The sequence below is a fragment of the Rhizobium sp. RU35A genome (assembly GCF_900156005.1).
GTDB lineage: Bacteria > Pseudomonadota > Alphaproteobacteria > Rhizobiales > Rhizobiaceae > Neorhizobium > Neorhizobium straminoryzae.
In genome coordinates this window covers 150714-170502 of the sequence record NZ_FTMR01000005.1, presented here as the reverse complement: position 1 = coordinate 170502, position 19789 = coordinate 150714, and the positions used below count along the sequence as shown (strand labels likewise).

The window sequence follows — 19789 nt, the reverse complement described above, 5'->3', positions numbered from 1 at the left end:
CGGACGCAAAACCGCTGACACACTTTTGGCCCGGACGTGCCTAGAACCGCAGCTTCCAGTCCGCCTTGATGCCATGGGCAGCCGTGCCATCGCCGAATTGGCCATCATAACCGATCGACAGGCTGCTGTTTTGCGTTGGCGCCATCGAGACGCCGAGCCCCAGCACGACGGCGTCCTTCGCCGCCTTGACGCCGGCAACGGTGAAACCGTCGCCACCGGAGAGGAAGGCCATCCGGCGATCGGTGGCGTCATCACCGAAGGCATGACGCCAGCCCGCATGCGCCGTCACGGCGGCATTCTCCAGGCCTGAGACCGGCACATCCCACGCAAGGCGCAGGCCAAGCGGCATAGATCGCCGATTGGGTCTGCGACGTCACGTCCCCGGCATTCTCGGCGCGGATATCGCCGTGATACTGGATCATGCGGATCGCTTCCGCATAGGCCGTTACATCACCGCTGTTGGTGACGGAAACCAACTCGCCGCCCGTGGAATCGTGGCCGCCATCGGCATAGATGCCGCGATCGCTGTCCGAGGACAGGTTGCCGGTGTTGACGATGGAGACGCTGCCGTCATTCGTTGTGGCTGTCAGCGCCGGGCTGCCGCCTGTGCTGGTGATGCCCGCCCCGCTGTTGATGGTAATGTCGCCGCCCAGCTCGACCCGCACCCACAATCCACCGAAGCCGCCGTTGTTGACGATGGTCACGGTCGGATCCAGCCTAATGTCGATGCTGTCCACCCGCACCTTCGGCGCAACGTTGATGCCGCCATAGTCCGGCGTGTTGATGGTAGTATTGCTGACGGAGAGCGTCAGTGCGCCAAAGACATCCGGATCGGTATCGGACGGGAAGAAATCGATCTTGTTGTCGCTGCCCGAAATCGTCAGCCCGTCGACACGGAGCAACGCATCTCCCTGCTGTGGTTGAACATAGACACCGTCATTGCCGCACTTGATGGTGATGACGTCCCCCGTCACCGCACAGCCGGCAAAGGCCGGATCCGCAGCGCCAACCATCGAACCCAGAACAGCCGTCACCCCCGACAATTCCGCCAAAGGCCGTATGGCCAAGCAACCACGTCCTTCGGCACCGCAACCTGACATCCCCCCTCATGCTTCCACCCCGAATCTTTATCATGATTAAGGGTGACCTCACCTATAAGGCGGATCAACCGCTTTGCGGGAATTGCAGTCGAACGCCGACACAAATCTGAAATTCCGGGCAGCGTTACTTTTCAGCAACTCAAATTGCACGATCAATCCCATTTACAGGACAGACCTGAACATCCCGCTCCCAAAACCAGGCCGGGAGGCACGAACAAAACTTCCGATCAACACCGATCATCGAAGAAAGTACGCTAGTGGCGATGAGACTATTGCATTGCAATAAAAACTGCAGAGGACGGGCAGTGGATATCGGAAAGCCCCATCGCAACACAGCGCGGCCCAAGCAGCTGGCAATGCAGAAACGCAAAGGCCGGACGCTTTCGCATCCGGCCCAGAGGTGGCAGAGGCTGCGCCCCTCATGCCGATAGGCATGGAGGTGGCGCAATGACAGCAATCAGTTGCGGGCCTTGTCGACCAGCTTGTTCTTGCCGATCCAGGGCATCATGGCGCGCAGCTTGGTGCCGACTTCCTCGATCTGGTGGCTGTCGTTGAGGCGGCGGATGCCCTTGAAGCGGGCAGCACCCGAACGGTATTCCTGCATCCAGTCCGAGGTGAACTTGCCGGTCTGGATGTCGTGCAGAACGCGCTTCATCTCAGCCTTGGTTTCAGCCGTGATGATGCGCGGACCGGTGACGTATTCGCCCCACTCGGCAGTGTTGGAGATCGAGTAGTTCATGTTGGCGATGCCGCCTTCGTAGATCAGGTCCACGATCAGCTTCACTTCGTGCAGGCACTCGAAATAGGCCATTTCCGGCGCGTAGCCGGCTTCGACCAGCGTTTCGAAACCGGCGCGGATCAGTTCGACCAGACCGCCGCAGAGAACGACCTGCTCGCCGAAGAGATCGGTTTCGCACTCTTCCTTGAAGTTGGTCTCGATGATGCCCGAACGGCCGCCGCCGACGCCGCAGGCGTAGGAAAGCGCGAGTTCAAGCGCGTTGCCGGACGCGTTGTGATGAACGGCAACGAGGCACGGAACGCCGCCGCCCTTCTGGTATTCGCCGCGCACCGTATGGCCCGGACCCTTCGGCGCGATCATGACGACGTCGACGGTCGACTTCGGCTCGATCAGGCCGAAGTGAACGTTGAGGCCGTGGGCAAACGCAATCGCGGCGCCATCACGGATGTTCGGGGCGATGTCGGCCTTGTAGATGTCGGCCTGCAGCTCGTCCGGGGTCGCCATCATCAGGAGGTCGGCCCAGGCGGCAGCTTCGGCAACGGTCATGACCTTGAAGCCATCGGCCTCGGCCTTCTTGATGGTCGGCGAGCCGGCCTTCAGCGCGATGACGACGTTGCCTGCGCCGGAATCCTTGAGGTTCAGCGCATGCGCGCGGCCCTGGGAGCCGTAGCCGACGATGACCACGTTCTTCGACTTGATGAGGTTGAGATCGGCATCCTGATCGTAATAGACGCGCATGTGACTTCGTCCTTCCCTATGCGTTGTTATAAGGGTTGAGTTACCTGCCCGCGGACGCCCGCTGGGCGCCCCCGGTATCCTGGGAAACGCCGTGCAGATGCAGGAAGGCGTCGACCGCCCTCGCCGCCTGGCGTTGATTGTCCTTCAGCCCCGGCTCGCCGAGCAGCATGCGCACATGCAGATCGGAGACAATGAGGCCGTAAAGCGTGTGATAGGCGCTGTCAGCATCGGTGAAGCGCAAAAGGCCGGCGCGGCGCCCCGCCTCCATCAGGCCGATGGCACGCCGATCGATCTGGCGACGGCCATGCTCGATGAGCAGGCGACCGAGCTTGGAGCCCTCGCGGCTCGCCTGGCCGATCGCCAGACGGTTGAGAGCCAGCGACACCTCGCCGGAAAGAACTTCCAGCAGATCGCGGCCAAAGGTTTCCAGATGCTCGCGCAGCAGCTCGGCAGTCAGGCGCCCGGCACTGCGCTCGAAGGTGCGCACCTTGCTCGCCTGATGGGCGATCATCGCCGCCAGCAGGCCGTCGCGATCACCGAACCACTTGTAAAGACTTTCCTTGGAGCAGTTGGCCGCGCGGGCCAGACCGGAGGTCGTCAGCGCCTTCTCACCACCATCCACCAGAAGCTTGAGCGCCTGTTCCAGAACGGCGTTCTGGCGCGGCGAAAACTCCGGCATTTCTGACAGCTCGGCGGACACCTCGAAAACCTCCCCTGTTGCGTACCGTACCGTACGGTTCCTTTCGTTTAAAAGGACGGGGTCACAACGTCAAGGGGCTTTGCCACGGATCTGGAAAGATTTCACTATTGGCGCTAAGCAGAGAACCGTGAGCACACCGGGAGGCAGAACACCGCCATGCGCAGCAGATCGGCAACCATGACCGCCGCCGCGGGTCTCGTCCTGGCGACGCTGCTTGCTGGTCCGGCAGACGCAGCGGAAAAGCGGTGCGGCTGGGTGCAGAATCCCACACCCGGCAATTTCTGGCTGGACGACCGGGAGGGTTCCTGGACCATCCTGACGCAGGGCGACCGCGCCGAGCCCGAGGGGATCGACGCTCTGCCGGATCTCTCCGCCGGCGAGTTCGTCGAGACCAACGGCCATTACGGTTATGCCTGCGCCTGCATGTTGAAACGAACCGGACCGAGATGCGAATCACCCGCATCAACAGCGTGCAGCAACTGCCCATCGCGAAATGCCGCAATGACCGGACGCTTCCACGCGCCGGCGACTGAAGCACCGGCATCGCGCCGCATCACCGAGGCAATGGTGAGCCACTCCACCATCACCGATCCGTACGGCCATCAGCCTACAGCCACGTCGCGCCAAACCGCCACGACAAGCCTGCACCCTTTCATTTGATGGATCTGTCCAGTCAATCCGGCATCACCGAGGTGTGAAGACGCGCCAATTCGTGTCAACGCGCCCGCAGACCTGACACACGGAAAACGCAAGCGCCTGAAACGCTTCGACTTCGATTGTCACAAACAGACGCACGCGGCCAGCACATTGCTGCAATGCAAAAACACGACAACTCATACCGATTGCGATGCAACATGCGCATGACTAAGTCTCCCGGGCAGGAAGATCGCCTTCCGCGAGAACACAGAAACTGAGGAAACACCCCATGCGCACCCTGATTGCCGCCTCGATGATCGCCATGCTGGCCGGCGCAACACTGGCTGAAGCCGCCGCTCCCAAGAAGGCACCGGCCAACAGCCATCCGCAGACAACGCAGACCTCCACCCAGCCGCAAGCGACCAAGCAGGCCCCGGCTCCCGCACCGTTCAAGTGGCATCACCGCAACAAGTTCACCGGCTGAACTCTCACGTCACGGAGATGCGGGGGCGGGCACCGTCATGCCCTTCCCCGCGTCCTGTTCTCTCAACCGGCTGGGGATCAGCCGGCCAGTTCGGTCTGGTCGAAGGCAAGTCTCGCTGCCCGCACAGCCTCATGATTTTCGGTCGCCCAGCGCATGACCCTGGACAAAGGCGCAAACAGCGAGCGTCCAAGCGGCGTCATGCTGTATTCCACGCTCGGCGGCTTGGTCGGAAACACCACGCGCGCCACATAGCCATCCCGCTGCAGATCGCGCAGCGTCTGGGTGAGCATGCGCTGTGAAATATCGGGAACAAGGCGACGCAATTCGCCAAAGCGATAGGGCCTCTCCGAAAGCGCCAGCAGAATGAGCGTCGACCACTTGCCCGCAATATGGCTCATCACATCCCGCACCGGGCAGTTGTCCGCATTCCACTCGGACATGCACTCGGTCGTGGCGGGCAAAAGATCGGCAGGCGTCCGCTGGTCCATGATGGTTCCCTTCAGGTAACGATCTCCCGCGAAACTGCCTTCTTTACAGCATGCGGTCAATTCCTATTCTAGCGCTACTCTCAAAAAGAGAGCAAGCTTTACCGCGGCGACCGGCCGCGACAGAAGGAACAACAGATGACCAAAGTTCTCGTGACAGGCGCCTCGGGTCAGCTTGGCCGCGGCGTGATCGCGCATCTTCTCAAGGACGGCAAGATTGCCGCTGCCGACATCGTGGCCGCCAGCCGCAATCCGGACGCGCTTTCGGACGTCGCAGCCCAGGGGGTCGAAACCCGCGCCGCGGATTTTGATGATCCCGCCGGTCTGGAAGCAGCCTTTACGGGCATTGACCGCCTGCTCATCATTTCCGGCAACGACCTTGCCAATCCGGGCAAGCGCCTTCAGCAGCACAAGGCAGCCGTTGCGGCAGCCGCAGCCGCCGGCGTGAAACACATCTTCTACACCTCGATGCCGAACCCGGACCAATCGCTTGTCAGCTTTGCGCCGGATCACCTCGGCACCGAAGAGGCGATCAAGGCGACCGGCATACGCCACACGATCATTCGCAATTCCTGGTACCTCGACAACTACTTCATGAGCATGCCGCACAATCTGCAGGCGGGCACATGGTATACCTCGCAGGCGGGCGGCAAGGTCGCCAACATCTCGCGTGACGACTGCGCGGCCGCTGCAGCCGCCGCTCTGGCAAACCCGCCGGCAGGCAGCACGACGCTGACGTTGACGGGAGCAGAGGCGCTGACGGCAGAACAGATCGCAGCTGCGATTTCCGAAATAGCCGGCAAGTCGCTGACCGTGGTCCAGATTTCCGATGAACAACTGGCCGGCGGCATGCGCGGTGCCGGACTGCCGGATTTTGTGGTGAACATGCTCGTCTCGACGGATGCCAATATCCGCGCCGGCAACTTCGATCTCGTCACCGCTGATTTCGAAGCGCTGACCGGCCGCAAGCCGCAGGCGCTTGCAGCCTTCTTCGCCGCACACAAGGCAGCACTGGGCTGAAAACGGTCCGCTCGCCGACGGCAGATTGATGCCGTCGGCGAATGATTGACTCAGTCAAATAAATGTCGGACAAAGTCTTTGATAGGAGGCGCCGCATGTCCGACATTCTCGATAGCATAAGAAGCTTCAACCGCTTCTACACCGATCATCTCGGCCTGTTGTCGCAGGTCTATCTCCAATCCCCCTATTCGCTGACCGAAGCCCGGGTGATCTATGAGATCGGCGCCAGACCGGGTGTCACCGCCGCGGAACTGACGCGCGACCTTCATCTCGACGCAGCCTATCTCAGCCGCATCCTGCGGCGCTTGCGCAGCGAGGATCTGGTTCACACAGAACCGGACGCGCATGACCGGCGCAGCCAGAACCTGTTTCTGACGGAAACCGGCCTGGCAAGGTGGCGAGAGCTTGGTGAACAGTCACGCCAGCAGATTGACAAGTCCCTCGCCGCTCTGGATGCGGCAAGGCAGGTCGCGCTGGTGAAAGCCATGCGAAGCATACAGTCGCTGCTGGAGGGTAAGTCGGTCAAAGCAGGCCCAATCGTGCTGCGCTCGCACCGCCCAGGCGACATGGGCTGGGTGATCGAGGCACAGACCCGCTTCTACACCGAAACCTTCGGCTGGAACGACCAGTTCGAGGCGCTGGCCGCAGAGGTGGCGGGACAATTCCTGAAGACCTTCGATCCCGCACTGGAGCGGGGATGGATTGCAGAGCGCGCGGGAGAGAGGCTCGGCTCCATCTTCATCGCCAATGGCGGCGATGGGATCGCAAAGTTGCGGTTGCTCTATGTCGATCAGGCAGCGCGGGGCATGGGTCTTGGCAAGCTATTGGTCGACGAGGCCCTGCAGTTCGCCCGCCGCTGCGGCTATCACCAGATCAAGCTGTGGACCAACGACAATCTGGCAGCCGCCCGTGCGCTCTATCTGAAGACGGGCTTTCGCCTGGTGTCCGAAGAGCGTCACAGCCTGTTCGGGCCGGAACTGACAGGCCAGACCTGGGTGCTGGATCTGAAGACGGACTGACGCTCTGCGCCGCTTCGGACGCTCCTCAGATCTTTTCGCCGCAGGCGCGGCGGAAGCGACGAACGGTTTCGGCCATGCCGTATTCCAGCGCATCGGCCGTCAGCCCATGGCCGATGGAAACTTCCGCCAGATGCGGAATGCGGGCTGCGAGCGCAGGCAGATTCGCCACCGTCAGGTCATGACCGGCATTGACGCCGAGGCCCTCGACCTTTGCCGCATCGGCGGTCCGTCCGAGCAGGTCAAGAAACACACTGGCCTCTTCCGGCCTGTCAAAACAGCCGCCATAGGGGCCGGTGTAAAGCTCGATGCGATCGGCGCCGGTGGCCTTGGCAAGCCGCACCGCCGCCTCATCGCCATCGCCATCGGCAAACAGCGAAACGCGCATGCCCTTCTCTTTCAGGCGCGCGACGATGGGCTTCAGCATCTCGCCCTGGGTGCGGAAATCGAAACCATGGTCGGAGGTGGCCTGGGCCGGATCGTCCGGAACCAGGGTCACCTGCTCCGGCTGGGTCTCCTCGCACAAGCGCAGGAAATCCTCACTCGGATAGCCTTCGATGTTGAATTCGGCGGCCGGAAACTCGTCATCGATCAGGGCCCGCAGCACCGGCAGATCGGAAAAGCGGATATGCCGCTGGTCCGGGCGCGGATGCACCGTAAGCCCATAGGCGCCCGCCTTAAGCGCCACGCGCCCCAGATGCCGGACATCCGGCCAGGGCAAATCGCGACGATTGCGCAGCATGGCGACGGCATTCAGATTGACGGACAGCTTGGCGGGCATGGCAGAAGATCCTCGGCTGGGAGTGGCCGAATGTCTAAAGCAAAGCCCGTTTGCTCGGCAACGGATTTGTCGGCGGCAATGCAAGCAAATTGCTGAAGCATCTATCAATTTCCGTGGTGCCTCGGGCGCACGGCCGCTGGCGGACTTGAATTATGGCAAAACCATGATTGCCAACTTGTAACGTGACCGCAGCGACATCCACGGCTAGCTAGGGATACATCGGACCATGCTTACCTTCGGAAAGACCGACATGCCCTCCATCCTGATGCGTTACGCCACGCCCTTCATCACCGGCCTCTTCCTCGTTTCGCTGATCTCGGGGATCGCGCTTTTCTTCCACTGGGGTCCCGGCCAGTTCCACGGCATCCACGAATGGCTGAGCATGGTGCTGATCCTGCCCTTCCTGCTGCATCTTTGGAAGAACTGGCGGCCGATGGTGCTTTATTTCAAGCGGGTGCCGATGGCGGTTGCGCTGGTCGTGTCGCTTGCCGCATCGCTGGCCTTCTTCATTCCGCTCGGCACCTCCGGTGGCGAACGGGGTGCACCGCCGCAGGTGGCGCTGATCCAGATGGTGACGAAGGCAAAGCCCGCACAGGTCGCCGCTCTCGTCGGAAAAAGCGAGGAGGACATCATTTCCACGTTGAAGGCCGCCGGCTTTGCCGCGGCGGCGTCCGATCTGTCGCTCGCCGAGATCGCCAGATCCTCGGGCAAGAGCGACCGGGAACTGCTGGGTCAGGTCACGGCGCTCGGCCGCTGACGGCAAGGGTTTGCGCGATCACCGGACGATGGTGATCGTCTCGGCGGCGCGGGTGATCGCGGTGTAGAGCCAGCGCTCGCGGGTATCGCGAAACGCCCAGCTTTCATCGAACAGCACGACATTGTTCCACTGCGAGCCCTGCGCCTTGTGCACCGTCAGCGCATAGCCGAAATCGAACTCGTCATAGCGCTTGCGGGTGGACCAGGGGATTTCTCCTTCCTCCTCGAAGGCCTGCTTCAACAGCTTGATCTTCGCCGCACCCCGATCCATGTCGTCGTCCTCGGGGCGGATCATCAGGTTGATGCCGGGCTTCACCGTTTCGCGCGAGGAGCTCATCACCTGCCAGAGCGAACCGTTCAGCAGGCCCTTGGCCGGATCGTTGCGCAGGCAGACCAGCTTGTCGCCCGACTGCGGATAGGCCTGGGAAAAGCCCTTGAGTTCGCGCAGACGCTGGTTGTAGCGGCGCCGCGTCTTGTTGGTGCCGACCAGCACCTGATCGGCCTCCAGCACCAGCGGCTGGGTGACCTCGTTGCGGGAAATCACCTGGGCGGTGCCGTAATCGCCATACATGATCTCCTTGCCCTCGCGCACATGCATGGCAAGCTGGATGATCGGATTGTCGCGCGCCTGGCGATGGATCTCGGTCAGGAGATAATCCGGCTCCTGATCGGTGAAGTATCCGCCGCCCGAGACCGGCGGCAGCTGGCCGGGATCGCCGAGCACCAGGATCGGCGTGCCGAAGCTCATCAGGTCCTTGCCGAGCTGCTCGTCCACCATCGAGCACTCGTCGATAATGATCAGCGCCGCCTTGGCGACGGGGCTCTGCCGGTTGATGGAAAACATCGGCGCAATCGAGGTCTTGCCGGTTTCCTCGTCCTCCACCGCCTCTTCGCCGCGCGGGCGGTAGATCAGCGAGTGGATCGTCTTCGCATTGGAGGCGCCGCGCGAGCGCAGCACCTGCGCCGCCTTGCCGGTAAAGGCCGCAAACAGCACGTCGCCATCGACATTCTCGGCGAAATGCCGGGCAAGCGTCGTTTTGCCCGTGCCGGCATAGCCGAACAGGCGAAAGACCTGGCTGCGGCCTTCTTTGAGCCATGTCGAAACGGCCTTCAGGGCCTCGTCCTGTTGCGGTGCGAACTGCATTCCTCTTCCTTCACGGATTCGGAACAGAATAGCAACCTGAAAGAAGGATCAGACCCCTTGGTGGGTCGAGCATCGCAGCGGATCATTCTCCAGCACGATTGGCTCGCCATGGGGTGTTGCCTCGGCCGCGCGCTGCCAGCTTTGCTGCAGGGCCAGCACCATCCCCTCATCAGCCACGCCCTTGTCTCTGAGAAGATGCGTCAGCGCGGCCACCCAGGCGTCGAAATAATCAGAAGCATCCGCCGCCCGGCCGTCGCGATGAACCTCATGCGCGAGATGCTGCGCCCATTCCGTCCAGGTAAACAGTCCGCGCTCATGCAGATGCACGGTCAAGGCGAAGGCCTGCGCCTGCCAGGGTTCTGCAAACACCGGATCTCCCTCCCGGCTGCGTGGCAGGCCGGGGGAGGAAACAAGGGCCGAAGCCACATCACACCGGCTCAAGATAGCTCTCCCAGGCATCGATCGAGACCGTGAGCGTCGGATCGCTTCCCTCGCCCCAGATTTCCGGGCCATCGAACACCACCGTATAGACCCATTGGGGGTTTTCACCCTGACCATGGGCATTATCATCGGGAAAGACGAAGGAGCCCTGTACCGACTCGACAAGACCCGTCTTGCCGCGGGCATAGCGTGGCAGGCGCGTATGGGTGGTCGGATGAAAATTGCGGGTCCGCACGCGGGCACCGGCAGCAAAGCGCGGCGCTTCCGCGACGGGCCGGTCGCAGGGCCCGCCACGCGCCAGAACGGCCGGCACCATTTCCGCCGTCAGCACACGCTTCGGCGCAGCACCAGCAGCACGGCTTTGCCCGAGAGCGATTTCGTCCGCCGCCACAAAACCATGCCGCTGCAGCAGAACCTCCAGAGCACGGATCCAGATCTCGTAATAGCTGGCGGAGAGATAGACGGCGGGCGGAATATTTTCCCGAGCGTGCCGGCTTTCATCGATCGTCCAGGCGCCAAAGGCGCCGCAGGCCAGCGTGATTCCAAGCGCACGTCGCTCCCAGTCCGCATGAAACCAGGGCTCGTCCACCTCAGGCGCGACAGGCCCGAAGCCCATCTGCCCACCCAGATCATGCGGCCCGTTCATGTGGACACCTCCGGGCGGTGGAGAAGACCGGTACCGATCATGCTGTCGCGCGTGACAAGGCTCGCGAGATCTGTCTCGCTCCAGCCCTCGGTGCCCGCCGGTCGCTGCGGCACGACGAGATAACGCAATTCCGCCGTGGAGTCCCATACGCGGATGTTTACCCCTTCCGGCAGCATCACGCCGAATTCGGCAAGCACGCCCCGCGGATCGATCACCGCGCGCGAACGGTAGGCTGGCGCCTTGTACCAGACTGGCGGCAGGCCAAGCACGGACCAGGGATAGCAGGAGCAGAGCGTGCAGACGACGAGGTTATGCGTGTCTTTGGTGTTGAAGACCGCCCGCATATGTTCTCCCTGCCGACCGGTATAGCCGAGGCTGGCAATGGCAGCGGTCGCATCGCGCAAAAGCCAGTCGGCGAAAACCGGATCGCTCCAGGCCCGGGCAACGACATGCGCTCCATTTCGCGGCCCGACCTTCGTCTCATAGGTCTCGACGATGACGTCGAGCGCAGCCGGATCAATCAGACCCTTCTCCGCCAGGACTGTTTCCAGCGCCCGCACACGCGCCTGCATGTCCGAATAATGGTTGTCGTGATCATGATCGTGATGCTCGCCGCTCACGGACAGTTCTCCTTCCATCGGCACCGACCCTCACCATGCGGGAAAGCACGCGCCATCGCAAGAAGATGTGATTCGGCAACGCATTACAACCAAAGGAACAACCCAAGATAGAGATCGATTGCTTTAACCAGAAAAGGAATATTTTCTGAAAAGGATTATTTTCCATAAACTCCATCCAATGAACGGAACAAATCATGAATAAATAACGGAAAAATCCGGATAAAATCTAAAAGGAATTTATTCTTAAGTTTTGCATTGAAAGCTGAGTCTCACTCAGCGAGCCATCTCCAAGACAACCTGGAGATGAAAATGAAACATTCCCGCACTTCTAACGCAGCATCCTCTCCCTTCCCGTCCAGCCGCCTTCACATCCAGCCCGCATCGGAGGACGATCCGCGGGCCTTCTGGGCGCATGCATTGGCGCCACTGGCCGTGGCAGCGTTGCGCCCGTCCCCCGACGGGACAGATACCGCATTCCTTACGGCCCATCATGCCGGCCTGTTCCTGCTTCTGCACAGCCATCTGCCGGCACTGGCCCTGCAGCGCTCGCGCCTGCGATGCACGGAAGACGGGCTGGACCATCTGGTGATCACCTGCCTGCTGAGCGGGCGCGCCCGCTGGCGCAGTGACCGATTGGCGCGGCTCGAACCCGGTGATTGTGGCTTCTGTGATCTGGCAAGCCCGCTTGCGCTGCGCACCACCGGCGGCACCCAAGCACTGCATTTCATCATCCCCAGACTGGCACTGCCAGCCAGCGTGGCACCCCTTGTGCCGATACGGGAACGCCGCTTTGCCGCCGGCAGCAGTTCGGCCCTTCTGTTGCAGGGACTTGCCGCCACGCTGCTGCGCGCCTTGGCCGCGCCGGCCCCGATGGAGCTATCCGCCTTCTCACGCCCGTTGATGGACCTGATGGCGCTGATTCTCGGTCCTGCCGGGAAAGACGCGGGCACCGCCGCGCATGCGGACCTGCGTCGGCGTCTGCGACGGCACATCCAGGACAATCTCGCCTCCGACGGCATGACTGCGGACAGCATTTGTGCCGACCTCAGACTGTCGCGCAGCCAGCTCTATCGCCAGTTCGAGGGCGAGGGCGGAGTGGAAACCTATATCCGTCGCCGGCGGCTTGCCCGCAGCCTTCAGATGCTGAGCGACCCCGCATGCGCCGAGCGCCGCATCGGCGAGATCGCCTACGAGGCGGGCTTTGCCGACGAGGCGCATTTCAGCCGGCTGTTTCGCCAGCATTACGGGCTTTCCCCGCGCGCCTTTCGCAAATCCGGCAGCGTCGCGCCCGCTTTACCGATCGGGTCGGGCAATAGCCAGGACGCCAGTGCCACCTTTGCCAGATGGCTTCGACAGCTGTGAGCATCGATCGCGACCGGAGACGCTGGTGCAAGTTTTTGGAACGGGAGGCCAAGACAGAATGTGAGGTTGTGTATAAGTTCAAAAACAACCGAGAGACGAAACCAGTCTCCGCCCACACCGAAAAGAATACGGAGAGGAAACCCATGACGCAAGACCAAAGCCGCGTCGACGACCCCGGGGTAGCCGTGCGCACGATACGGGCTGCAGCCCCCTCTCCGGTCAGATTGTCCCTTTCCCGGCCCTGACAGGCCGGCCCACCGATCCCTCCGTCGATTTCCTCCGCCCAGGCGACGGACGGGATGGAGCCGGTGCCTGCCGCACCCCACACCCCGGCACCGGCTCCCCCTCACCCCAACGAAAACGTCCAACAGAAAGGCATATCTCCATGACGTCCTATTCCCTGACCTGCCTCAACAATTCGACGCTCTCCGGCAGCTTCGCCGTCTTCCAGAAGGCGCCGCCGACCACGGTCCCGGGCAACATCTTCTCGCTCGCCTGGTTCACCCGGCCGACGGCACCGAACACCAAGGTAACCTTCACCTGGAACCTCGACTACAGCTTCGTCTGGTCCGAAACCGGCATCCTGCAGCCCGGCATCAACTTCAACGCCTCGCAGGTGGTGCCGGCCAATCCGAACGGCCAGAACCTGATCCAGCTGAAGCTCGACAATTATGGCGCGACGACCTTCGCCAACCAGAGCGCCAGCGGCGCCATCGGTTCGCTCACCATCGAGCAGCTGTCGAACGTGGCCCCGAACCGTACCTCGGTCGGCATCGGCATGGCCGGCTCCGGCACCTTTGCCGTGCAGGCACAGCCGAACATGACCGCCGTCTTCACGCCCCACCCGAACTACTGGGTGATCTTCGGCAATTTCGAGACCGGTGACGTCATCGACATCGAGGATGTCACGGGCGCCGTCGAGGTGACCTATGGCGGCGCGCTGACCTCGCGCACGGCAGTGCTCGGCCTCGACAACATGATCACGGTCTCCTGATGCCAGACGGTGGCCGCACGATGTGCGGCCACCACAACCTTTCCGGTTCGAGAGGAGAGCCGCCATGCCCGATTATCGACTGATCTGCGCCAACACCTCCCGCATGCACGGGAATTTCTCGATCTATCAGATGCCGCCTCAGACGGAGAGCATCCAGCAGGTTGTCAGCCTCGCCTGGCTGTCGCGCCCCGCTCCTCCCTCGAGTTCGGTTACGTTCACATGGTCCACGGCGATGTCCTTCGTCTGGGGGGAACGCGGAAGGTTCCGCGGGCGATCCTATTTCGCCGCCTGCCAGCAGGTTCCGGCCCATCCGGAGCGGGAGAACCTGATCGATCTGACCTCTGAGGAGTTGGGCTCGCCGTTTTTTGCAAACCTGCGCGGCGGCGGCCCCTCCGGCGCGCTGACCGTGCGGCAGCGCAACGCCATCTTCAACTATCCCGTCCATGTGGGAATCGCGATCGGCGGGTCCGCCGTCTACACCGTCGAATTCCAGGCCAACATCTCGACCAGCTTCATCGCCCACCGCGACCGCTACTGGGTGACGTTCGGCGGCTACAGCCCCGGCGAGGCCATCGATGCCACAAGCGTGACGAATGGCGTCGTGCTGGACTTCAGCCCGATCAACCCGACGCTGAGCGTGGTCATGGGGCCGGACAACATCCTGCGGCAGACCGGACCCTAACACGGACGCCGCATCACAGCTCCCGACCAATCAACTGAATGAAGGAGGGAATCAACGACAGATCGAACACACAGACACCTTACCCTTCACCTTGAGACGACACAAAACATCAAAGGAAAAAGCGATGAACATCAGAGCAAAAACCATGGCTTCACTCATCTTGTGCAAGATGATCAACCATAGCTTCGCCACGGCGGCATTCATCCTGTCTGTGACCGCCCTCCTGTCGCCGCAGATCGCAGCGGCGGATACGATATACCGCGGACTGCTGATCGATAATCAGGGCGCGCTCGATCTTCGTGCACAGCGCTTCCCGTTCAATCCGACGCTCTCCTTCAACAAGGACCTGCAGCAGATTTTCAACGCGCCCTCCAATTTCCGCTGCGCCCTGCGAATGGAAACCGCGCAGCCGATCCCCAATGTCGGGAACAGTTCTTTGTTGCGTGGGTTTGCCGTGTTTCAGGCTACCTTCGATGAAAATCCGCCTGCAGTGCCCGTTGGACATGTCAGCGTGACGCCTGCTCCCAACATTGTCATGCAGGATCCGTCGGCCGAGTTCGCCAACGGCCTTCGCGCTGACGCCCTGCAAAACCCGCAGGCTTTCAACGATCTGCATATCGTCGGAGTGCCCGGCCGCGAATCCACTGACGACTGCCAAGATCGTCCGAAGTCGTTCAATTGATAACACATCAGACTGCGGCGCACGTCACAATCAGTGCGCCGCAACGCAACGGGCCGTCTTCACATCCCCTGCGGGCCGCGGTTCATCGCGGCAATGCCGGTGCGGCAGACCTCGATCAGGCCGAGCGGCTTCATCACCGCCACGAACTGGTCGATCTTCGAGGATTTTCCGGTGATCTCGAAGATGAAATGGGAAACCGTCGCATCCACCACCTTGGCGTGGAAGGCATCCGCAAGGCGGAGCGTTTCGGCGCGGCCTTCGCCGGTGCCGGCCACCTTGACGAGGGCGACCTCGCGTTCGATCGGGCGCTCCTGGCCAAGCTGGCTGGCGCGCACCGTCAGGTCCACCACACGGTGAACCGGCACGATGCGGTCGAGCTGCGCCTTGATCTGCTCCAGCACGCTCGGCGTACCTGTCGTGACGATGGTGATGCGCGACAGGTGTGCCTCATGCTCCGTTTCGGAGACCGTCAGGCTTTCGATGTTGTAGCCGCGGCCGGAAAACAGGCCGATGACGCGGGCCAGCACGCCCGGTTCGTTGCTGACGAGAACCGAGAGCGTATGGCGTTCCTGGCGGGCACTTTCCTGCTGGATGAAGTAGGCCGAGCCGGTGGGTTGAAGGTGTGCGTTCATGGATGCGTTCCTCTCAAATGTCCGGTGGCGGCTCAGACGAGCTGCCGGCCCTTCGCGTCGATGGCATTGGCAACGGCTTCGTCGGTCGCCTCGTCCGGCAGCAGCATCTCGTTATGCGCCTTGCCCGAAGGGATCATCGGGAAGCAGTTGGCGAGATTGGCGACCCGGCAATCGAAGATCACCGGACGGTTGACGGCAATCATCTCGGCGATCTTGTCGTCCAGTTCCGCGGGCTTGTCGCAATACATGCCGACTGCACCATAAGCCTCCGCCAGCTTGACGAAGTCCGGCATGGCTTCCGTATAGGAGTTCGACAGACGGTTGCCATGCAGCAGCTGCTGCCACTGGCGCACCATGCCCATATACTGGTTGTTGAGGATGAAGATCTTCACCGGCAAGCCGTACTGGATGGCGCAGGACATTTCCTGGATGCACATCTGGATCGAGGCGTCACCGGCAATGTCGATGACGAGCGCTTCCGGATGTGCCACCTGCACGCCGATCGCCGCCGGCAGGCCATAGCCCATCGTGCCGAGGCCGCCAGAGGTCAGCCAGCGGTTCGGCGCCTCGAAGCCGAAGAACTGCGCCGCCCACATCTGGTGCTGGCCGACTTCCGTCGTGACATAGGTCTCACGCCCCTTCGACGCCTCATAGAGCCGTTGGATCGCATATTGCGGCATGATGACATCGTTGGAATTCTTGTAGGCGAAGGAATTGCGGGCGCGCCAGCGGCTGATCTGCTGCTGCCATTCCTCCGTCTGTGCCTTTTCGGGCTTCTTCGGCAAGGCGCGCCACAGGCGAACCATGTCTTCCAGAACGCGACCGACATCGCCGACGATCGGAATGTCGACGCGGACATTCTTGTTGATCGAGGACGGGTCGATGTCGATGTGGATCTTGCGCGAGTTCGGCGAAAACGCATTCAGGCGGCCGGTGATGCGGTCGTCGAAGCGTGCGCCGATGCAGACCATGACGTCGCAATCATGCATCGCCATGTTCGCCTCGTAGGAACCGTGCATGCCAAGCATGCCGAGCCAGTTCTTGCCGGAGGCCGGATAGGCGCCCAGGCCCATCAGCGTCGAGGTGATCGGGAAATCCGTCAGCTCCACCAGTTCGCGCAAGAGCTTGGTCGCTTCCGGACCGGAATTGATGACCCCGCCACCGGTATAGAGGATCGGGCGACGGGCAGACGCCATCAGTTCGACGGCGGCGCGCACCGCGTTCAGGTCACCCTCGACCTTCGGCTTGTAGCTCTTCTGGACGACATGATCGGCCTTCGGCGTGTAGGTGCCGGTGGCAAACTGGATGTCCTTCGGAATATCGACGACGACTGGGCCCGGACGGCCGGTCTGGGCGATGCGGAAGGCTTCGTGAATGGTGGCCGCCAGTTCGTTGACGTCCTTCACCAGCCAGTTGTGCTTGGTGCAGGGGCGCGTGATGCCGACGGTATCGCATTCCTGGAAGGCGTCGGAACCGATCAGCGTGGTGGGCACCTGGCCGGTGAGGCAGACGAGCGGGATCGAATCCATCAGCGCGTCCTGCAGCGGCGTCACTGCATTGGTGGCACCCGGACCGGAGGTGACCAGCATCACGCCGACCTTGCCGGTGGAGCGCGCATAGCCTTCCGCCGCATGGCCGGCGCCCTGCTCGTGACGGACAAGAATGTGCTGGATGTCGTCCTGCTGGAAGATCTCGTCATAGATCGGCAGCACGGCGCCGCCCGGATAGCCGAAAACATGCTCGACCCCGTTGTCCTTCAGGGCTCTCAGAACGATTTCCGCCCCTGTCATCCGATTGTCTGTGTCCGTCATGTCAAAAAGTCCGTCTGCTTTGATTGTCACGAGGCCGAAGCCAGATTGAAGGCATAAAAAAAGGCCCCTTGAGGAGCCTTTGGTAGCGCATGGGTGGCTATCGCCGGACGGTTACACCGTCCTGCCCATGCGCCTTCCCACCACGATAAGTGCGTTCGATACGATCATGGGAAGAACCGTTAGCCAGAAAATTGCGGCTCGTCAACGCAAATGCGCAACAAAACATCAGGCCTTGTCGTAATTCGCCCGCAAAACCGGCAGTTTCCGCAATCCTCCCGCAAGGGCCTGTTAAGCCCGGTGGCTCTAGTCTGGCCGCATCACCGGCACTGGCCGGAATGCGCCGCTGCTCCCACCCGGACCGAAGGGTTTCCCCTTGCACGATCAAAACCCTGCCCTCTCCGCCCGCCTGCCGGACCGGCGCGATGCCGAGGCGGCCGGCAACCGTCTGCTCGGGCGCGTGGTGGCCTGCACAGGTGCCCGCGCCACGATTGCAGCAAGCTCGGAGGCCGGCTCGACCACCCATGCCGAACTCTGGGCCGTCGGGCGGCTGGTCTCCATCGATGTCGGCCGCAACCGCGTGGTCGCGCTCGCCTATGCCATGCAGGCGGCCACGCAAGAATGGTCGGCCACGGATGCCAACGCCTTCCGGGTGGAGGTGGAACTGCTCGGCGAAGTGCGGGTGGGCGCCGATGGCAGCGACCTGTTTTCGACCGGCATTTCGCGCTATCCGCATCTCGGCGCGGCCGTGCACCGCATCCGCGCCGGCGACCTGCAGCGCATATATGATCCCGGCACGCCGGACAGCTGCAGCATAGGCCGGCTGACGCAGGATGCGGCAATCGATGCGACGATCCACATTCCCTCGATGCTCGCCAAGCATTTCGCCATCGTCGGCTCCACCGGCGTCGGCAAATCGACGGCGGCGACGCTGCTGCTCCGCAAGGCGATCGAGGCCGATCCGAAGCTGCGCGTGCTGATCCTCGATCCGCACAATGAATTTGCCGCCGCGTTTCCGGATCTTGCCGTGGTGATCGACACCGACACGCTGGACCTGCCCTTCTGGCTGATGCGGCTCGAGGAGTTTTCCGAAGCGGTGTTTCGCGGCCGTCCGCCAGTGGCCGAGGAACTGGATGTGCTGCGCGACCTGATACCGGAGGCAAAACGCGCCTTTCGCGGCGGCGATCCGGGCCGACGCCCCGCAGATCGCGGCACGATCACCGCTGACACGCCCGTGCCCTACCGGATGTCGGACCTGATCGCGCTGATCGACGAGCGGATGGGAAGGCTCGACGGACGTGACGAGAAGCCGGCGCTGCGGGCGTTGAAGGTGCGGCTGATGTCGGTCGTCAATGATCCGCGCTACCAGTTCATGTTCTCCAGCAATACGATCCATGACACGATCCTGGAGACGATCACCCGCATCTTCCGGATTCCGGGCGGTGACCGGCCGATCTGCACCTTCCAGCTGGCGGGTATCCCCTCAGAAGTGGTGAATTCCGTCGCCTCCGTGCTTTGCCGGATGGCTTTCGAGATTGGCCTGTGGAGCGAAGGCGCGGTGCACATGCTGGTGGTCTGCGAGGAAGCGCATCGCTATGTACCGGCCGATGCCACGCTCGGCTTCCTGCCGACGCGCCAGGCCATTGCCCGCATTGCCAAGGAGGGCCGCAAATACGGCGTCTCGCTCGGCATCATCACCCAGCGCCCCGGCGAACTCGACCAGACGATCCTGTCGCAATGTTCCACCGTCTTCGCAATGCGCCTTGCCAATGAGCGCGACCAGGAGATCATCCGCTCGGCATTGCCGAATTCCGGCGCCTCGACCGTCAGCTTCCTGTCGGCAATCGGCAATGGCGAGGCGATTGCCTTCGGCGAGGCGATCAGCGTGCCGATGCGCTTGACATTCGAGCAGATCGAACCCCACCGGCTTCCGACAGCCCACGGCCTTGCCGCACGCACAGCAGAGACCACGCCCGAAACGGTGGATCTGCGCCGGATCGTCTCCCGCATGCGGTCCATTGCGGAACTGGATATTTCCGATTTCCAGAAAAGCGTGCTGGGAAGCCTGCCGGACGAGGAGCCGGATCTGTTTGCAACCCCTGCGCCGTCCTCGCCGATGGATGCCGCACTCGAACCCTATCGCCCGGACATGCTGCCCGGCACCCGGCTATCGGCCCATCCGCCAGAGACGCGGCTGATCCGGCGCGAATGGTCACCAGCCAGCGGCTCGTCCATCACGTCCGGCTCCGGCAGCAATGAACGCTCCCCGCGCGATCCGTTCCGCCCGCCGCGAGAGGGCTGGCGCGAGGAGTGAGCACTCTGG

General features: G+C 62.4%; 22 protein-coding genes. 10 read left to right on the top strand and 12 right to left on the bottom strand.

The window, feature by feature from the left end; genetic code table 11:
* Positions 1 to 40: 40 nt before the first annotated feature.
* The 4 genes from F3H95_RS13145 to F3H95_RS13130 form a co-directional block, all read right to left on the bottom strand.
* Positions 41 to 349 (bottom strand): autotransporter domain-containing protein, encoded by a 309-nt coding sequence (locus F3H95_RS13145; protein WP_149746333.1) that lies wholly within the window; start codon positions 347 to 349, stop codon positions 41 to 43.
* Positions 252 to 1034, bottom strand: coding sequence for a hypothetical protein (locus F3H95_RS13140; protein ID WP_149746332.1), 783 nt, complete (start codon positions 1032 to 1034; stop codon positions 252 to 254). Before F3H95_RS13140 ends, F3H95_RS13145 begins: the two co-directional genes overlap by 98 nt.
* A 523-nt stretch (positions 1035 to 1557) precedes the next feature.
* Entirely contained in the window at positions 1558 to 2577 is a 1020-nt protein-coding gene (gene ilvC / locus F3H95_RS13135) for a ketol-acid reductoisomerase (RefSeq protein ID WP_143126039.1), read from the bottom strand.
* Between the two features lie 40 nt (positions 2578 to 2617).
* A complete protein-coding gene (locus F3H95_RS13130) occupies positions 2618 to 3256 on the bottom strand; it encodes a TetR/AcrR family transcriptional regulator C-terminal domain-containing protein (RefSeq protein ID WP_188134385.1) in 639 nt (212 codons plus the stop codon).
* Between the two features lie 198 nt (positions 3257 to 3454).
* Between F3H95_RS13130 and F3H95_RS13125 the strand changes: the two genes are divergently transcribed.
* Together F3H95_RS13125 and F3H95_RS13120 are read left to right on the top strand one after the other, a co-directional pair.
* Positions 3455 to 3937, top strand: a complete 483-nt coding sequence (locus tag F3H95_RS13125; protein WP_348530057.1) for a DUF4087 domain-containing protein — start codon at positions 3455 to 3457, stop codon at positions 3935 to 3937.
* A gap of 265 nt (positions 3938 to 4202) precedes the next feature.
* Positions 4203 to 4397, top strand: a complete 195-nt coding sequence (locus tag F3H95_RS13120; RefSeq protein ID WP_143126042.1) for a hypothetical protein — start codon at positions 4203 to 4205, stop codon at positions 4395 to 4397.
* Between the two features lie 77 nt (positions 4398 to 4474).
* On the opposite strand, the gene F3H95_RS13115 is transcribed toward F3H95_RS13120, so the two are convergent.
* On the bottom strand, positions 4475 to 4837 hold the full coding sequence (locus F3H95_RS13115; RefSeq protein ID WP_244618015.1) for a helix-turn-helix domain-containing protein: 363 nt from the start codon (positions 4835 to 4837) through the stop codon (positions 4475 to 4477).
* 183 nt (positions 4838 to 5020) lie between these two features.
* On the opposite strand from F3H95_RS13115, the gene F3H95_RS13110 reads away from it, so the two are divergent.
* The gene (locus tag F3H95_RS13110) at positions 5021 to 5902 is read left to right on the top strand and encodes an SDR family oxidoreductase (RefSeq protein WP_149746330.1); all 882 of its coding nucleotides are present in this window, start codon (positions 5021 to 5023) and stop codon (positions 5900 to 5902) included.
* 95 nt (positions 5903 to 5997) lie between these two features.
* Positions 5998 to 6921, top strand: a complete 924-nt coding sequence (locus F3H95_RS13105; protein ID WP_149746329.1) for a helix-turn-helix domain-containing GNAT family N-acetyltransferase — start codon at positions 5998 to 6000, stop codon at positions 6919 to 6921.
* Between the two features lie 25 nt (positions 6922 to 6946).
* Here the strand turns inward: F3H95_RS13105 and F3H95_RS13100 are convergent, their stop codons facing one another.
* Positions 6947 to 7699 carry a pyridoxine 5'-phosphate synthase gene (locus tag F3H95_RS13100; protein WP_149746328.1) on the bottom strand — a complete coding sequence of 251 codons (753 nt, stop codon included), beginning with the start codon at positions 7697 to 7699 and terminating at the stop codon, positions 6947 to 6949.
* Positions 7700 to 7925: 226 nt separating this feature from the next.
* Between F3H95_RS13100 and F3H95_RS13095 the strand changes: the two genes are divergently transcribed.
* Positions 7926 to 8456 carry a DUF4405 domain-containing protein gene (locus F3H95_RS13095; RefSeq protein WP_244618004.1) on the top strand — a complete coding sequence of 177 codons (531 nt, stop codon included), beginning with the start codon at positions 7926 to 7928 and terminating at the stop codon, positions 8454 to 8456.
* Between the two features lie 18 nt (positions 8457 to 8474).
* Here F3H95_RS13095 and F3H95_RS13090 read toward each other — a convergent pair whose 3' ends face one another.
* Genes F3H95_RS13090 through nthA form a run of 4 tightly spaced genes read right to left on the bottom strand, consistent with a single transcriptional unit; the run spans position 8475 to position 11324 of the window.
* On the bottom strand, positions 8475 to 9599 hold the full coding sequence (locus F3H95_RS13090; protein ID WP_143126047.1) for an ATP-dependent RecD-like DNA helicase: 1125 nt from the start codon (positions 9597 to 9599) through the stop codon (positions 8475 to 8477).
* Positions 9600 to 9647: 48 nt separating this feature from the next.
* Positions 9648 to 10040 (bottom strand): nitrile hydratase accessory protein, encoded by a 393-nt coding sequence (locus tag F3H95_RS13085; protein ID WP_149746327.1) that lies wholly within the window; start codon positions 10038 to 10040, stop codon positions 9648 to 9650.
* The gene (nthB, locus tag F3H95_RS13080; RefSeq protein WP_149746326.1) at positions 10027 to 10686 is read right to left on the bottom strand and encodes a nitrile hydratase subunit beta; all 660 of its coding nucleotides are present in this window, start codon (positions 10684 to 10686) and stop codon (positions 10027 to 10029) included. Before nthB ends, F3H95_RS13085 begins: the two co-directional genes overlap by 14 nt.
* Entirely contained in the window at positions 10683 to 11324 is a 642-nt protein-coding gene (gene nthA, locus F3H95_RS13075) for a nitrile hydratase subunit alpha (RefSeq protein WP_149746325.1), read from the bottom strand. The genes nthB and nthA overlap by 4 nt, the downstream gene beginning before the upstream one ends.
* 291 nt (positions 11325 to 11615) lie before the next feature.
* On the opposite strand from nthA, the gene F3H95_RS13070 reads away from it, so the two are divergent.
* The 4 genes from F3H95_RS13070 (at position 11616) to F3H95_RS27370 (ending at position 15026) form a co-directional block, all read left to right on the top strand.
* Entirely contained in the window at positions 11616 to 12668 is a 1053-nt protein-coding gene (locus tag F3H95_RS13070; RefSeq protein ID WP_188134381.1) for a helix-turn-helix domain-containing protein, read from the top strand.
* 385 nt (positions 12669 to 13053) lie between these two features.
* Entirely contained in the window at positions 13054 to 13662 is a 609-nt protein-coding gene (locus F3H95_RS13065) for a hypothetical protein (protein WP_143126051.1), read from the top strand.
* A gap of 64 nt (positions 13663 to 13726) precedes the next feature.
* On the top strand, positions 13727 to 14344 hold the full coding sequence (locus F3H95_RS13060) for a hypothetical protein (RefSeq protein ID WP_149746323.1): 618 nt from the start codon (positions 13727 to 13729) through the stop codon (positions 14342 to 14344).
* Between the two features lie 124 nt (positions 14345 to 14468).
* Complete coding sequence (locus F3H95_RS27370; RefSeq protein ID WP_210248562.1) at positions 14469 to 15026, top strand: hypothetical protein; 558 nt, start codon at positions 14469 to 14471, stop codon at positions 15024 to 15026.
* A 59-nt stretch (positions 15027 to 15085) separates the two neighbouring features.
* Here F3H95_RS27370 and ilvN read toward each other — a convergent pair whose 3' ends face one another.
* Positions 15086 to 15658, bottom strand: a complete 573-nt coding sequence (ilvN, locus tag F3H95_RS13050; RefSeq protein WP_143126055.1) for an acetolactate synthase small subunit — start codon at positions 15656 to 15658, stop codon at positions 15086 to 15088.
* A gap of 32 nt (positions 15659 to 15690) precedes the next feature.
* Positions 15691 to 17469: an acetolactate synthase 3 large subunit gene (locus F3H95_RS13045; protein ID WP_143126056.1), complete on the bottom strand. Its 1779-nt coding sequence runs from the start codon at positions 17467 to 17469 to the stop codon at positions 15691 to 15693.
* Positions 17470 to 17842: 373 nt separating this feature from the next.
* On the opposite strand from F3H95_RS13045, the gene F3H95_RS13040 reads away from it, so the two are divergent.
* Entirely contained in the window at positions 17843 to 19780 is a 1938-nt protein-coding gene (locus F3H95_RS13040; RefSeq protein ID WP_149746322.1) for an ATP-binding protein, read from the top strand.
* Positions 19781 to 19789 lie beyond the last annotated feature (9 nt).